At 36.1% G+C, this 16,219-nt stretch carries 10 protein-coding genes; 4 read left to right on the top strand and 6 right to left on the bottom strand.

Features of this window, described 5'->3' with window-relative positions; genetic code table 11:
* Nucleotides 1-21: 21 nt before the first annotated feature.
* The 3 genes from J4051_RS14305 to J4051_RS14295 all read right to left on the bottom strand — a co-directional run bounded on the left by J4051_RS14305 (nucleotide 22) and on the right by J4051_RS14295 (nucleotide 1,940).
* Nucleotides 22-744 carry a hypothetical protein gene (locus J4051_RS14305; protein WP_208234562.1) on the bottom strand — a complete coding sequence of 241 codons (723 nt, stop codon included), beginning with the start codon at nucleotides 742-744 and terminating at the stop codon, nucleotides 22-24.
* A gap of 325 nt (nucleotides 745-1,069) precedes the next feature.
* Entirely contained in the window at nucleotides 1,070-1,687 is a 618-nt protein-coding gene (locus J4051_RS14300) for a hypothetical protein (RefSeq protein WP_208234561.1), read from the bottom strand.
* Nucleotides 1,680-1,940 carry a hypothetical protein gene (locus J4051_RS14295; RefSeq protein WP_208234560.1) on the bottom strand — a complete coding sequence of 87 codons (261 nt, stop codon included), beginning with the start codon at nucleotides 1,938-1,940 and terminating at the stop codon, nucleotides 1,680-1,682. Before J4051_RS14295 ends, J4051_RS14300 begins: the two co-directional genes overlap by 8 nt.
* A 1,050-nt stretch (nucleotides 1,941-2,990) precedes the next feature.
* Here J4051_RS14295 and J4051_RS14290 point away from each other — a divergent pair.
* Nucleotides 2,991-3,383 carry a carboxymuconolactone decarboxylase family protein gene (locus J4051_RS14290; RefSeq protein ID WP_208234559.1) on the top strand — a complete coding sequence of 131 codons (393 nt, stop codon included), beginning with the start codon at nucleotides 2,991-2,993 and terminating at the stop codon, nucleotides 3,381-3,383.
* A gap of 147 nt (nucleotides 3,384-3,530) precedes the next feature.
* On the top strand, nucleotides 3,531-4,151 hold the full coding sequence (locus tag J4051_RS14285; protein ID WP_208234558.1) for a MarC family protein: 621 nt from the start codon (nucleotides 3,531-3,533) through the stop codon (nucleotides 4,149-4,151).
* Between the two features lie 103 nt (nucleotides 4,152-4,254).
* Here J4051_RS14285 and J4051_RS14280 read toward each other — a convergent pair whose 3' ends face one another.
* The 3 genes from J4051_RS14280 to J4051_RS14270 form a co-directional block, all read right to left on the bottom strand.
* Nucleotides 4,255-5,799, bottom strand: coding sequence for a RagB/SusD family nutrient uptake outer membrane protein (locus J4051_RS14280; RefSeq protein ID WP_208234557.1), 1,545 nt, complete (start codon nucleotides 5,797-5,799; stop codon nucleotides 4,255-4,257).
* Between the two features lie 20 nt (nucleotides 5,800-5,819).
* The gene (locus tag J4051_RS14275; RefSeq protein WP_208234556.1) at nucleotides 5,820-8,915 is read right to left on the bottom strand and encodes a SusC/RagA family TonB-linked outer membrane protein; all 3,096 of its coding nucleotides are present in this window, start codon (nucleotides 8,913-8,915) and stop codon (nucleotides 5,820-5,822) included.
* 260 nt (nucleotides 8,916-9,175) lie between these two features.
* Nucleotides 9,176-10,870, bottom strand: coding sequence for a tetratricopeptide repeat protein (locus tag J4051_RS14270; RefSeq protein ID WP_208234555.1), 1,695 nt, complete (start codon nucleotides 10,868-10,870; stop codon nucleotides 9,176-9,178).
* Nucleotides 10,871-11,080: 210 nt separating this feature from the next.
* On the opposite strand from J4051_RS14270, the gene J4051_RS14265 reads away from it, so the two are divergent.
* Both J4051_RS14265 and J4051_RS14260 read left to right on the top strand, forming a co-directional pair.
* Nucleotides 11,081-13,099: an MGH1-like glycoside hydrolase domain-containing protein gene (locus J4051_RS14265; protein ID WP_236027457.1), complete on the top strand. Its 2,019-nt coding sequence runs from the start codon at nucleotides 11,081-11,083 to the stop codon at nucleotides 13,097-13,099.
* A complete protein-coding gene (locus tag J4051_RS14260; RefSeq protein ID WP_208234554.1) occupies nucleotides 13,100-16,126 on the top strand; it encodes an aminotransferase class III-fold pyridoxal phosphate-dependent enzyme in 3,027 nt (1,008 codons plus the stop codon). It begins immediately after the preceding gene.
* Nucleotides 16,127-16,219 lie beyond the last annotated feature (93 nt).

Here is a 16,219-nt window from a genome sequence, read left to right as displayed (position 1 = left end):
TGTTATTTTCCAATAATCGATTTAAACTATATCTTCTAAATTTAAAACACGACCATCTTCTGCATTGTATTTTGGCTCTAGCGTGCTTAATTTATGTTTTAGTTTTTCGTAATATGGGAGCCATTCGGATAAGCTTTCTCTTGAGCTTAGTTTTTTATCACAGTAAGTAATTTTGTTATTAAAATCAGGATCATTACACAGTTTTGAAATTATAAGACCTCTAAATAAATAATCTGCAAGACCTGATAATATTCCATTCCAATATGTACCATCATCCATCAACTGGTTCATTTTTGCCAAAACATTGGGTAAAAAACTATAATGTTCTACAAAAGCAAATCCTTTTGTATTTATATAACTTATTAACCATTCACTAAACTCCTGCATTTCAGTTTCAGATTTAAAACTGTAGTGACGGTATTTTTCATTGAAAATGATTTCAAAACTTTTGTCCTTTAATGTATTTATAAAATAGTAATCTTTATTATTTGGAGTTTCAATGTTTAAATTTGGTGTTCCTGTCTCTATGATAATTTCTTCTATTTCATTTAATGATGTTAATAAACCAGAAGAATAAATACTTCCAGAATTATCAAAATTGAAATATATATATACAACACCATTTTCGATTTTACTTATAAATCTTGGGTCATTCGAATTATCTCTTAAAACAAAACCTTTTGGTTGCAGAAATAAATTCAAATTCGAAAATAGAATAGTTTTTCTTATTTTTTTTGACAACATATTTAATTTACTTTTTTAATTAGCTCAATACTTAAGTTATCCATATCATCAGCTTTACCGTGATCTGCAATTTTGTATATTTTACTTTTAGTTACTTTTAGAACGTCGTCTAAAGAGTTTAATCCTTCTCTATCCCCGCTGCCGCACGAAATGAAATTCGACGAAGTCAATCCTTTCGTGTGGTTCGTTATGGTTATTGTTAGTACGTGGAGGAGCATGAGCAAAATCATTTGTTTCTGAACTATTTAGAGGCATAGACATTTTGCCCTTATATTTACTTTATCCACAAAACTCCTAGAACTAAAATGATAAATATGTATTTTTTTCATGAGTGTTGGTTATGATTTTTTAGTTTCTTAGTTGCTTCTGAAATTGCCCTATCTATATTGGCTGCGTGTTCAGAATCACTAAGCTGCGGATCAATGATTTCTACTCTTAACGGTAGGTGCGCCTTACAAGTAATCTCGATTTCTATAACGGTATTGATGGTTGGAAAGCCGAAGCAATTATCTGAATTAACTTCAATCTTATTTAAAGCGTAAGCGTTGGGTTGTAGCCAAATTCGGTAAACATTGTTTCCTAAATCATCAGTTAGGGCTGTAAAATCTTTTATTTTTGACTTGAATGTTGTTTTAAATTGTTGTTTTAAATCGTTTTTTAGTTCAGAATAATGATATAGATGTAATATTAGAGCAACAATTCCTATTGCAATAACCACCATTAAAATTATATACCATAATATTCCTATTCTTTCAGGAAGGGTCTGTGAAAAATCTCCTCTTATACGCCCACCTGCTTTAGGTAAAAAACCTAAAGGTATCGCTGCGCCAAGAAGAGCAAAAATAACCCCAGCCAAAAAAAACCGTACCGCAGTACTTTTAATCTGTTTCAAACGTTTTGAGATTTTTAAATTATCTTCTTGATTGGTTTTTTCCTTAGACATTATTCTCTTCTATTAAATTTTCGGGTAAAGGTTTGTCTATATTATAATAGACCCTACTTGGTACATTTATTTCTCCGTTTTTATAAAATGTACCTTTTATAGCATCGCCGTTTAAAAGTATTTCTCCTTTAAAAATCAATTCAATAGGTTCTCCATAGTAATAGCTCCACTTCATTTCTATTTTGTTGTTATCTAATAAGGAATAATTTCCGATAGAAACTAGGTCGTTATCTTTTTCTATTATTTTTTTCAAATTCGCAAGTTTCTTATTTCTATTAGAAAGAGATATGTTTCCAAAAAGATAATTTGGATTATTCTTGTCATATTCCGACGCGAATTGTGTCACTTTTTTTTTATCATATATATATTATAGACTTATTATGCCCCCCTGTACATCATTTTCAGTGACTATTTCGATAGGGACTACCGTGCGATATTCATTACCTATTATATTCATTTTCACCTCTATTTGGTTGTCCAATCCAAGTTATTTAAATCCACGCTATTTAAATTCACTGCCATCCTTAAATTTAACAGTAGATATACCTCTGTCTCTTAAATATTTAATTTTTTTAGCAAAATATGTTAGTTCATTAAGCCCAACTGGAATTTTGTTTTTACTCAGTTAACATAGAATAAGTTAGAGCTTTGTTTCGCTGTTTGCCGAAATATCTCCATTATACCGAAACCATTTCTCCTTATCGAGTTGGTCAAAATTTATACTTTGAGAAAAGCAGTATGTGCAAGACATAGAGAAAATTAGTAGGAATTTCCGCAACAGAAAATATTTTTTTTGTTAAACATAAGTTAAAAAGAAATGTAAAAAAAGCTATTTTCGATGATCTGCAACATGTAATGATAGTTCGACAGTATATTGTAAATTAAATGAGGCGTTTAACGGAGTATTCCCATTGGCGCAAGGGTGGTTTTTCAATTGGATTGTTGAAAAAAAGCTAAAGTAGGAGTGGAGGAATGCATTATTCTCTATAGAATTACTTATTGATTTTAATCGTAGTGACACCTTGACGGCCCTACTTGGAGGATTCTTTAATGTGTTTAAAGTTTTTTTAGAACAGGATTGATTTATAATTGATACATCAGTATCTTTAAAATATATAGAAATAGACCTAAGGAAAAATAAGCTCCAAAGGCAAATGTATATTCTATGATGAAACCTTTAAAAAATCAGGCATCAACTGCCATTTTAGCACTTGCTTGTCTGAAAAGTCTGGTTAAATAGCATATTGGGATATACATCTATATTAAATGACCTATACAATCATAAATTAATTAAAATAAAATCATGGAAAAATCAAAACGCTATCAACGAGGTATGGAAGTCATAAAGAAATATGAAGACCCATCGGATAAACCTGCGTACTCTATCACTTTTGACAGTTTAATGGATTTAGATTCCGAGTTGGAAAATTATATTGTTGAATTTGCTTTTGGTGACATTTATTCGAGAGGAGGACTGTCCGATGAAAATAAAACGCTGATTACAATTTCTTCTTTAGTCACCCAGGGATTGGAACCGCAATTGCGATTGCATGTCAATATTGGCCTTACAATTGGATTGACTCCAAAGGAAATAATAGGCGCCATCATTCACTTGCTGCCATACACCGGTTTTCCGAGGGTGCTGAATGCATTAAAAGTGGCAAAAGAAGTTTTTGTTGAAAGAGATATTAAATAAAAGATTAAGCAATTTAGCTTCAGAACTTATCAATTGCACTCCAAAATGGGGCGTAATTGTTTTTAATGAGCGGTTAAAATTAAATCAAAATTACTTAGGAAGTAAAGAAGTGATTCAAGTACTTTGAACATTGAAATACTTCAGCCAATGGATAACCTATTAACATTTTCGATTACAGTATTTACCGGTTTTTTTGCGATCACCAATCCAATATCAAACATGACCGTTTTTTTATCCTTGACCCAAGGTGCTGATGAGCGAACAAAACGAGATATCAACAAGAGAGCAAATATTATTGCCTTTATTATTGTCACTGTTTTTGTCCTGTTGGGGAAATATATTTTCGAATTGTTTAATATTAGTATTCCTGCGTTTAAAATTACCGGAGGGATCTTAATATTTTACATTGGTTTTGAAATGCTACAATCAAAAAAATCCAATGTAAAGAACATTAAGGATGTACATATTGATGAGAACATTGCGGTCTCACCATTGGCCATTCCTATTTTGGCCGGGCCAGGAACAATTGTTACAGCCATGAACTTTGTAGCCAATGTGACGCCATTACAAGTGTTTTTAGTCATTGCTATTTTTGGATCGATGAGTTTATTGACTTATATAACTTTCAGACTAAGTAAGTATATTGTTAAAATAGTTGGATATAATGTTATTTCTGTGATTGGAAAAATAATGGGATTGATCATTGCGATCATAGGAACAGGGATGATCATAGAAGGCATTAAGATTTCTTTTAATTTAATGTCCTAATCTTATGAACGCGGTAATTTAATCCTGAAGTTTTATAATAAAAAAGAGCTGTCATTTAATTCATGACAGCTCTTTTTGACTAAATCAAATAAACAAAAACTATTTAATCAATGGCAGAGTTGGTTTGAATCTCTGACAAAGGTATTGGTAAGTAAGCATGAGATGCCGCACTGAAATTATTTCTACCAGCTGCTTGCATGGCTTGGTCCAGCATATTCCATCTTCTCAAATCAAAAAATCGCACGGATTCTAAGGTCAATTCCATGGTGCGTTCATGGATGATTTGTTTTTTAACATCAGTTTGAGAAGTCACTGTTATTGGAGGCATATAGCCATGAACTGCCCGCACATTATTTATGATGTCAATGGCCTGAGGCGTCATTCCAGTTTCATTCAAAGCTTCCGCATACATGAGTAATACATCAGCATATCGCATTAATACCACATTAACACCAACATAGCTATTATCCCGAACATAATTAGGTAGCCATTTTCTGAAATAAGCGGCATCATCATTTGTGTTTTCATAAGTTTCCATCATTAAGGCATCCCACGTGCTGCCCTGCATTTGATTGGTGTTGGAATCATTATAAAACGGGTCTTTAAAATAGAGCGAACCGTATAGTCTATTGTCATAAAGGCCATTACTGGCAATCATGCCTTCACTTTTCATTTCGTTTACAATATCCATGGTAGCAGCAATACCGCCCCATCCACCTATGGACCAGTCGCCTACAAAAGCATGTAATCTTGTTGAGTTATCCGATGTGGCATCTGCGGTTTTAAACTGCAGTTCAAAGATGGATTCTTTATTGTTTTCGTTTTCGCCATTAAACAAGCTTAAAAAATCAGACTCTAAAGCGTAGCTGCCTGCAGCGCCATCAACAATTGGCTTAAAAGCTTGTGCTGCATTTTCAAAGTCAGAGGCTTCAGCTGAGGAAGCATCTCCAGCTTTATACATATAAGCTTTTCCTAAATAGGCGAGGGCAGCTCCTTTTGTGGCTCTTCCAGGCTCCGTATTGTCGACTATTTGCAACATCTCTGCAGCCTGTTTAAAGTCGCTAATAATCACTTCCCAAGCTTCTGGACGAGTGGATAGCGGCTTGTCTAAGGTTTCGTTAGAAATTAACTCAGTCCTTAAAATAATTTGCTCATAAAGCGTCAATAATTTAAAGTGGTAATAACCTCTTAAAAAAGTAGCTTCTCCAATGATTTGCTTTTTCTCCGCATCCGATATCTTGTCAGAGGTCATTTCTCCAACTTTGGTAATAACTTGATTGGCAAAATTTAATCCTTTATAGTTCGTGGTCCATATCACATCTAAAAAGGTATGGCCATTGGTATAGCTGAAATTAAATATGGACATCCAATGTGCGTAGTTACTCGCATCCGGTCCCGGTAGAGCATAATCAGATCTGAAATACTCAACCACTGGTCGTCCTTCTTGCCAGCCATCCCAAAAATTACTTCTTGATTCTAATTCTGAATAGGCCGCTACCAAACCTGATTGTGCATCTTCAGCATTTCTCCAAAAACTGACGGAGGTTAATTGATCTGCTGATGATTGTTCTAAGAACTCGTCATCACTGCATGATGCTATAGTTGTTAATATTAAAGCAACTAAAACTATTTTATATACGTTTTTCATTTTGTTTTGTTTAGTAATTTTTAAAATGCTAATTGTACTCCAAAAATTATCGATTTATATTTCGGATATAAATTAATATCAATACCTCTTGACAATACATCTCCTCCAACTTCTGGGTCTAACCCACTATACTTGGTGAATGTGAAGAGGTCCTGTCCGGTGAGGTAAACTCTGAATTTATCCAATTCTAAAGTTTCGAGAACACTGGTAGGTAATGAATAGCCAATTTGTATGGTTTTGATTCTTAAATAATCGCCATCTTCCAAAAATCTGGTTGAGGCTCTACTGTTTCTGTTAGGATCGCCCAATACAGCTCTTGGAATGTTGGTATTGGTATTGGAAGGTGTCCAAGCGTTCGCAGCTTCAGTTCTAAAATTCCTACCCGTATCTAAACTTAATAATCTGAAATCATTACCGTTGTATATTTTGTTGCCACCTACACCTTGGAAAAAGATATTGAAATCAAAGTTTTTGTAATCTGCAGAAAGGCTCATGCTATACTCGTATTTAGGAATTGCAGTGCCTTGATAGGTTTCGTCTTTAGAATCTATTACACCATCACCATTTTGATCAACAAACCTAATGTCTCCAGGTGCGGCATTGGGTTGAGCACCGTGAGCATCTACTTCGGCTTGTGTTTGGAATATCCCATCGGCCACTGGTAAAAAGTAGGCTCCAGGTTCATAGCCTATTTGAGTTTGGTTCACAAAATGGTCTGACCCAAATAATAACCCTATCCCATATAATTTTTGATCTGCGTTACTTAGTTTGGTGACCTCGCTATTAATGGTTGTAAAGGTTCCAAAAACGGAGTAGCCAAATTCACCATCTTTATTGACGTAGCCTAATTCTAATTCCAAACCATTATTTTCAAATTCACCAACGTTTACAGTAGGATCTTCTACACCGCTCGATGGAGAAACTTCTTTTGTAATGAGCAAATCTTGGGTTGTAGTTTTATAATAGTTAATTGCTCCCTTTAACTTATTGCCCAATGAGGCAAAGTCAATTCCGAAGTTTGATGAGGTGTTGGTTTCCCATTGCAGATCGTCATTTTGTAAATCGCGGGCGATACTCCCTAAATATGAGGTTTGTGGATTTCCAAATACGTAACCTCCATTGTTTCGGTCTTTTCCTTGAGAGACAAGGGCGATGTAATCGTAATAACCCAAAGCGCTATCATTACCAGCTTGACCCCAGCTATAGCGTAACTTTAGGAAGTTGAAGATATTTTGATTCTGCATAAAATCTTCATCCGTTATCTTCCAACCAGCCGCTACAGAAGGAAAAACGCCGTATTGATTGTTTTTACCAAATCTTGAGCTGCCATCCCTACGTACACTCGCTTGAAATAAGTAGCGATCATTGTAGGCGTAATTAACCCTTCCAAATTGTGATACCAATGCATATTCTGCATTTGTGCCTTCGGCGGAATAAGTACCGTCGCCAAATGCATTCATCGTATTGAAACTTGGATCTAATATTGTAGCTGGGATTTTATCGCCATTCTCATCAAACTTATAGCCTTCAGCTTGGACATAGGTTTCTTTGAAAGGTTCAGAAATTCTTTGATACCCCGCCAATAAATTAACCGAATGCTTACCTATATCAAACTGGTAATTGAGCGTATAATCTTGATTTAACCTTCTGAATTCACTGTTGTACTCAGAAACAAAGGCATATTCATTTTGAGGATTGTCATCAATATCCCTTACTTGAAATGGCGGATGAAAAGCGTAAGTGTAATTATCTCTGTTGGTTAAGGAAAAATTTGCGTTGGCATACAGACCTTCAATTATTTCATAATTAAAACCTACATTCCCTAAGAAATACTTCATTTTGGTGTAGCCATCAATAATGGCATTTTCGCCAACTGGATTTCGATGGTCGGGTAAATCTCCGCTTCTATAGCCATATCCTGATGGTTTAGATGGATCTAATACAGGAATCAAAGGCGATATAAAGTACGTTTCTCTAAGTGAGAATTTATAATCCTCTTGATTTGTTTCACTGTAATTTAAACTCGTGTTGATTTTTAATTTTCCTTTCGTAGATGAAAGGTTGGCATTGATGCCTTTTTTGGAAAACCCTGAACCTATCAAGATTCCTTTTTCATCAGCATAACTACCTGCTACGCTATAATTGATATTGTCAGATGCACCACTTACCCGAACGTTCAATAAATTTAATTGACCAGTTCTGTGTGTTTGGTCAACCCAATTGGTATTTACATTAGGAGGGTTTTGAACATACTGTGGTAGACTGACGCCTGCATTCTCATACATCTGCCTATGTACGGAAACGTAGCCGTCGGCATCTAATAACTTCATGTCTTCTCTGGCTGTATTGGAGCTTAAAGAACTTTCAATCTCGATTTTTGTTTTGCCAACTTTACCTTTTTTTGTGGTAATGATGATAACACCATTAGCGGCTCTGGTTCCATAAATAGCACCGGAAGCAGCATCTTTTAAAACTTCAATGGACTCAATATCATTGGCATTTAAAAAATACGGGTCAGCTTGTACACCGTCAACAATATAAAGAGGTTGATTATTTCCGAAACTTCCAATACCTCTAATGGTGATATCTGAGGTTGAACCAGGACTTCCAGAAGAAGACGTTACGGTAATACCTGAAACCCTACCTTGAAGTGCGTCTACTGGATTCGTGGTCACTACTTTAGTAAGATCTTCGCTTTTAACTGAGCTTATGGCCCCAGTGACATCACTTTTCTTTTGGGTACCATATCCAACGATAACGATTTCATCCAAATCTTCAGCGCTTTCCTGTAAAGTCACATTGATGGTTGTTTGGGTGCCTACCATTATTTCTTTGGTTGAAAATCCTAAGAAACTATATACCAATATGGTTTGGCTGTTTGGTACTTCAAGAGCATAATTACCGTCAAAGTCAGATTGTGTCCCAACAGAAGGATTGCTTTTAACCATAACCGTTGCTCCCGGAACAGGAATTCCAACATTATCTGTAATTGTTCCTTTCACCAAAATGCCTTGAGCATATGAGTTGGTCATAAATCCAAAAGACACAAATACAAAAAGTAATAAAGACAGAGCTTTAAAAGTGTGAATTTGATTTTTTGATTGTTTTTTTTTCATGTTAGTAATTTCTTTATTAGTTAGCTGAAACTTCGATTTAACTTAAGTTTAAGAATACCAAATATGAAATTATTTTGAGACAAAACATTAGAAACCACCTTTACTTGACCTTTACAACCTATATAAAATTTAATTTTATTGAGGCTTTTGGAATCTGAATTTAGTTATTTAAGTATCTGATTATGTGGGAGTAATTTGCTGGTCAGGTTGTCTTGTTGGATGAGATGTGAGCAAAAGGGTGTCAGAAATAACCTTATAACTCAAATGTTTTCTAAAAAAGTTACAAGATTGTCTTTTGACTCCAAGCCGAGCTTTTTTCTTAATCGATGCCTGCCAATTTCCACCGAATTTAAAGAGATATTATTAATGTTGGCAATTTCCTTGGAGCTAAGTTTGAGTTTAACTTGAACCGCTAGCTGAACATCTTTATCCGTTAAATGCGGGAATTCTTCTTTGATTTTAAATAAGAAGTCACTTTGCAGATTTTCTATATTGGCATGGAAGCGTTGAATGTCTTCATTAAAATCAAACTTAAACGTATAGTCTTTTATAAGATTATCAATGTTTTTTTTGAGCTCTTTTAAATCTGTGAATTTTAGATTCTTTAAAGACTTTGTGAAGTCCTTATATATGGAAGTGCGTTGCGAGATAAACAAGGCCAGGTTTGTGAGTTCTTTCTGACGAAATTCTAATTTATGTTCAAGATTCTCTCGTTCTAAAGATTGTGTTTTTAATTTCTCTTTAGTCAGCTTTTGGTTTTGAAGATAGATGGCTTTCTTCTTTTTTATATTATTCCAGAGGCTTCCAATAATTAGAATTGCAATTATGACCAATAATAGCACACCAATGAGTAGGAAGTTTCTTTTCTGAGCTTCTAAATTTCGTTCTTGCTCTAATAGTTTAATTTCGTTCTCACGTCGTTCTGCCTCGTACAAAACTCTCATCTCGGCGAGTCTTTCACTTTCAGTGCTCGAGAAAATCTCAGAGGTTTCTTCTATGTATTTCTTATAGTAATTGTAGGCCTCCTTATAGTTGTGTGTTGCGACATAATAATCGGCGGTGATTTTATTGTTCTCTAAAATTAATTCCTTGTTATTTTTTATCGTTTGAATAATCATTCTCGATTCTTCCAATAATGCATAAGCTTTTTCAAAACCTTCCTGTTTCAAGTAAACTATGGACAGCTCATGCAGGATATAGACTTTTTTGTGATCGAATTTGATTTCATTGGTAATCTTCAGAGCCGATTCTAAGTATTTTATGGCTAAATCAAGGTCATCGATTTTACGATAACAGATGCCCATATTGGTCATGGCCTCGGCAATTCTGTCCTTATTGTCAAGCTCTTCGATGAGCTCTAAGGATCGTTTAAAAAAGGATAATGCTAAATTGCAATCGCCTTTCCCCTCATAAATCAGTCCTAAACTATTGTAACTGTAGGCAATCCGTTGTTTAGAGCCTATTTTTTCGTGTATTCTAAGTACTTCCGTATGATATTCTAAAGCTTTGTCAAAATATCCAATGTCATAATATAGCCATCCAAGCGTGCGTAAGGTAAAAGCCAAATCGTAGTCGTTTCCGATCTCTTTTCGGATTTCTAAAGACTGTAAACCATATTGTAAAGCTTTGTCATAAATATCATTAAATAAATAGCCTTGGCAAAGATTGATAAGGGCCAAGCCTTCTTGTTCTTTTTGATTGAATTCCTTTGATAGTTGTAAGGCTTCAGAAGCATATTCTATGGTTTTGTCAGGGTTGATTGACCAATAAATCTCGGCAATCCTATTTAACAAGAGTGTTTTGTCTGCACGATTTACTGTTGGCAATACGGTTAACAAACTGTCCAACTCAACTTGCGAATCAGCTGGGTTTTCATCCCATATATTCGTTTGTGCCTGTGTTGTAAAACAGATACATATAAAGGTGAAAAGAATAAAATGCGTCAACTTTTTCATGAGTCGGAATTTCTTAGTATCAGTGCTGTACTCATACTTGTCAGAATGATTTGCGTGTTATCAAATATCGACAATATTAATTTAATAATTTTAACGAAAGAAGCATTTGTAAGGTCAAGTAAAGGTGAGTTTTGTGTTATTGTCAATAAAAAAACGAAATTTGCTATGTCATAATATAAATGGATTTAAAACTTTGAAATGGTTAAAAAGATGTATCTGAAAACAATGGCCAAATATGTAATTGCACTCGGATTGTTATTTAATTTGAGTTGCAATACTTCAAAAGAATCACAGAAAACTGAGAACGCAAATAATTTTCTGGATTTCAGTGAAAACATTTTAGATTACCATATCACGCCAAAAGATGCAAAAGACAGATCAGGTCTTATGTTTTCTGATCAGGGCGCTTGGTTTGCCTATGGGATGCCTGAAGATACAACTGATGTGATTGGCTTTACAGGACCTTTTTTAATGACACAGCAAAACGGTGTTTGGTTGAGTCCTTCTTTTGTAAATGCTAAGATTAAGGTGGATAACAATCCTGAATCCTTAAAGACCGAATCATCTCGAAGTTATTCCAGTCACTTGGAAATGAATTATGCAAGCGATAAAATAGCCGTTAGCGAAACATTGCTTTTTAAAAATGGGCATACGGCTTTACTGCAGACTAAAATTAAGAATACTGGTAATGAAACTATCGATGTGGAAGTGCTTTGGGGAAATGCGCCAATTTTGATTGAAGGTATTTCATTATCGCAAAATGATCACATCATCACTATTAATTCCACAAAAACGAATGCCAAAGGTTATCTCACTTTTCCGAAAAATACTCAGGTTGACCTGGTCGATAGCTTGCAATACAGAGCAAAAGAGGTTCTAACTTTAAAACCCAACGAAACCAAAGAAATTGTGGTGGCTCAAACCTTTATTTTTCCTGAATATTCCTGGGAAGAAGAGAAACAAAGCATTGCTAACGTGAATTTTGATTCAGTTTTTGAAGCTCGAAAAAGCGAAAAGAACAATCAGTTAAAGGCCATTATTGAAAATGGGAAACCAGAATTTAAGGATGATAAATATGCTGGAGTTTTAGCAAAATCACATTTGACCTTACAAAATAACTGGCGTATTCCTGCTGGGGAACTTACAAATGAAGGCTTATTTCCAAGTTATCATTATATTGGTTTCCACGGGTTTTGGGCTTGGGATTCCTGGAAGCATGCTGTGGGCTTAGCCTATTATGACATCGACTTGGCAAAAAATCAAATGCGCGCCATGTTCGATTTCCAGAGTGATGATGGATTTATAGTCGATTGTATCTTTCGAGATACCACAATTGAAGCGCATAACTACCGCGACACCAAACCACCCCTTTCAGCATGGGCGGTTGCTAAAATATACGAAAAGGATAAGGATGCTGAATTTGTAAAAGAAATGTACCCGAAACTCAAAAAATACCACGAGTGGTGGTACGCCAAACGGGACCATGACCAAGATGGCTTGTGCGAATATGGTTCTACCGACGGAACCGTAGTTGCTGCAAAATGGGAAAGCGGAATGGATAATGCCATTCGTTTTGATGATTCTAAAATTCTAAAAAATGGGGAAGGTGCGTATTCTTTGGATCAGGAAAGTGTCGATTTAAACGCTTATTTGTATGCTGAAAAACTTTATTTAAGTGAATTGGCGGAGATAATCAATAAATTAGAGGAGGCAAAAACCTATAAAAATGAGGCGGCAATTTTAAAAGACAAAATCCAACAACAATTCTATGACCCCGAAGACGGTTGGTTTTACGATACCACGCTTGATGGTAAAACTTTTATTAAAGGTGAAGGAAGTGAAGGCTGGACCGCACTTTGGGCAAATGCTGCAACACAGGAACAAGCTAATGCTGTTAAAATTAAAATGATGGATCCTGAAAAGTTTTATACGAAAGTACCGTTTCAAACGATGAGTGCGGATCATGAGAAATTCAATCCACTAAAAGGCTATTGGAGAGGTCCAAACTGGCTGGATCAGGCTTATTTTGGAGTGCGAGGCTTACGCAATTACGGATTTAATACCGAGGCCGATCAAGCGACCATCCAAATTATTGAAGGTGCCAATGGCGTTTTAGGAAAAGGAAAAGCCATTCGTGAAAATTACCATCCCATAACAGGAGAAGGTTTAAACGCCCAAAATTTCAGTTGGAGTGCAGCACATCTTATAATGCTTTTACAAAACGACTAAATGAACTACGACAACTTAAAAATATCAAATCAGCAGGCGGAAGACATTCTCTTCAAGCTATTCCAGATTAAAGGAAAAGCAACAGAACTCCCTGGAGAATTGGATTTTAACTTTAGAATTAAGGTTGATAATGATCCTGGTTACATTCTGAAAATTTCGCGTCCCAACGAAAATGAGAGCTATCTCGATTTTCAACAACAACTCTTGCAGTTTGTTGCAGATCATGGGCGAAATCTTATGGCGCCAAAAGTAATAAGTGATACGAATGGAAATGCTATTTCTAAAATCACCGATGATTTTGGAAAGGAACGCCATGTGCGGTTATTAAGTTGGGTTTCTGGACGGGTTTGGAGTGGCGTCAATCCGCAATTGGATGATTTGCGCTTTAGTTTAGGTAAACAATGCGGATTGTTGACCCAAGCGCTGCAAGGGTTTGACCATGCAGAAGCACATCGCGGATTTGATTGGGATGTGGCACAATCTCTTTGGACAAAAGCACATGTTGACCTGTTTAATAATGAAGAAAAAGCCATTGTTGAGCATTTTCAAAATCTATTTGAAGACTCTCAAAACAACTATTCGAAATTAAGAAAAGCAGTCGTTCACAATGATGCCAACGATAATAATATCATTGTCTCCTCCGATTTAATTGATCCTAAAGTTGAAGCGGTCATAGATTATGGCGATGCGGTTTATACCCAGATTATTAACGATGTTGCCGTTGCTTGTGCGTATGCCATAATGAATCATAATGATCCTTTGGAAGCGGCTTTGCCGATTGTTGAAGGTTATCATTCGACGTTTGAATTGCAAGAGGACGAATTAGCGCATTTGTACAATGCTATTGCTATGCGATTGGTGATCTCGGTTACTAAATCTGCCATCAATAAGATTGCAGAACCTGATAACACTTACTTGTTAATCAGTGAAAAACCAGCTTGGGAAGTTCTTGAGAAATGGCGCAATATAAGTTCGGACTTTGCTCATTTTAGTTTTAGAAATACCTGTGGTTACGAGGCGCATCCTAAATCGAAGTCATTTGAAGATTGGGCTGAAAAACAAAGTTTTGAACTAAACCACCTGTTTCCAAACATTGATAAGAAAGAAGCACATCACATCGATTTAAGTGTGTCAAGCAAATGGATCGGTCACCAAAAAGAATTTAATGATTTGGATCTCTTTCAGTTTAAAATTGATCGACTTCAAAAGAATCATCCTAACTATATTATCGCTGGTGGTTATTTAGAACCTCGTGCTTTATATACTTCGGATGCTTATGATAAAATAGGAAATTCCGGAAAGGAAAGTAGAACCATCCACTTAGGGGTTGATTTTTGGTTGCCAAGCGGCACTCCTGTCAACGCGTTATTTGATGGCGAAGTGGTTATTGCTGTCAACGACGCTGGTGATAAGGAATATGGTGGCTTGGTGATTTTAAAACACCAAGCCGACGACTTTGAATTCTATACACTCTATGGGCATTTATCGGTTGAAAGCGCTACTAAAAATAGAGTAGGGGACACTATAAAGAAAGATGAAAAAATCGGAGCATTAGGAGCTTCACAAGAAAACGGCAATTGGGTGCCTCATCTTCATTTTCAGATCATGTTGTCACTTTTAGATTATAAGAATGATTTCCCTGGAGTTGCGTATTATAATCAAATAGACGTGTGGAATAGCATCTGTCCCAATCCGAATGTGTTATTTAAATCGGAAGCGCTTCAAAAAATTGATGGCACTTCCAATGCCGAATTAATCAACTATAGAAAGCAACACTTAGGCAAAAGCTTAAGTCTTCAATATAAAGTGCCCATCAAGATGGTTCGTGGTGCAGGTCAATATTTAATGGATCAATACGGACGTAAATATTTGGACACCGTCAATAACGTGGCGCATGTTGGTCATGAAAATTATGACGTGGTAAAGGCAGGTCAAGAACAAATGGCTCTGATCAATACCAATTCGCGCTATTTGCACGACAATATTAACGCCTTGGCCGAAGAACTTATTGAAACCTTACCCCCGGAATTAAGTGTTTTACATTTTGTCAATTCGGGCAGTGAAGCCAATGAACTGGCCATTAGAATGGTCAAAGCGGCCACTGGCGAACGTGATATTATAGCCAGTGAAGTGGGTTATCATGGCAACAGTAATATGTGCATTGACATCAGTTCCTATAAGTTTGATGGAAAGGGTGGTAGTGGTGCCCCAGAACACACCCATATTTTCCCTTTGCCAGATGCGTTTAGAGGAAAATATAGAGGTGATGACAGTGCAGAAAAATATGCAGAAGAGGTCCAAAAACAAATTGATGTTGTCCATAAAAAAGGTCGCGGTGTTGGTGCATTCATCATAGAACCTATTATCAGCTGTGGCGGACAAATAGAATTACCCAAAGGTTTTTTAGCGAAGGCCTACAAGTCTGTAAGAGCGGCTGGCGGCCTTTGTATTTCGGATGAAGTACAAACGGGTTGTGGCCGGATGGGGAAAACATTTTGGGGTTTTCAATTGCATAATGTGGTTCCAGATATTGTCACTATTGGCAAGCCTTTAGGTAATGGACATCCCCTTGCCGCGGTGGCCTGTACACGTGAGGTTGCAGATAAGTTTGCGAATGGCATGGAGTATTTCAACACTTTTGGTGGGAATCCAGTGTCCTGTGCCATTGGTGCTGAGGTGATACGCACCGTAAAGCGCGGGAACTTACAAGAAAACGCCTTAAAAGTCGGAACATTTTTAAAAGATGAACTCCGTAAATTGGCTCAAGAGTTTCCAATTATTGGTGATGTGCGCGGACAAGGTTTATTTCTTGGAATTGAATTGGTGGATGCGGATATGAATCCGTTGGCAGCACAAACCGATTATTTAGCAGATAGAATGAAAGACCATGGTATTTTGATGAGTACCGATGGCCCCAATCATAACGTATTGAAGATTAAACCCCCAATTATTTTTACTAAAGATAACGCCAAAGAATTACTCTTCTATTTAAGAAAAATATTAGCGGAGGATATCATGCAATTTTAGAATTATCCGAAGCGGAACCTGCGAGATAATAGCATAATCACTCAGCGGAATGAGTGTTTGCGGACCATTCCGACGTTTTGGAAATCATTTAAA

Origin of the sequence: Gelidibacter pelagius, from assembly GCF_017581925.1 — a bacterium.
In the GTDB taxonomy this organism is placed as follows: domain Bacteria; phylum Bacteroidota; class Bacteroidia; order Flavobacteriales; family Flavobacteriaceae; genus Gelidibacter; species Gelidibacter pelagius.
This window is presented reverse-complemented; position numbering and strand designations above follow the sequence as displayed.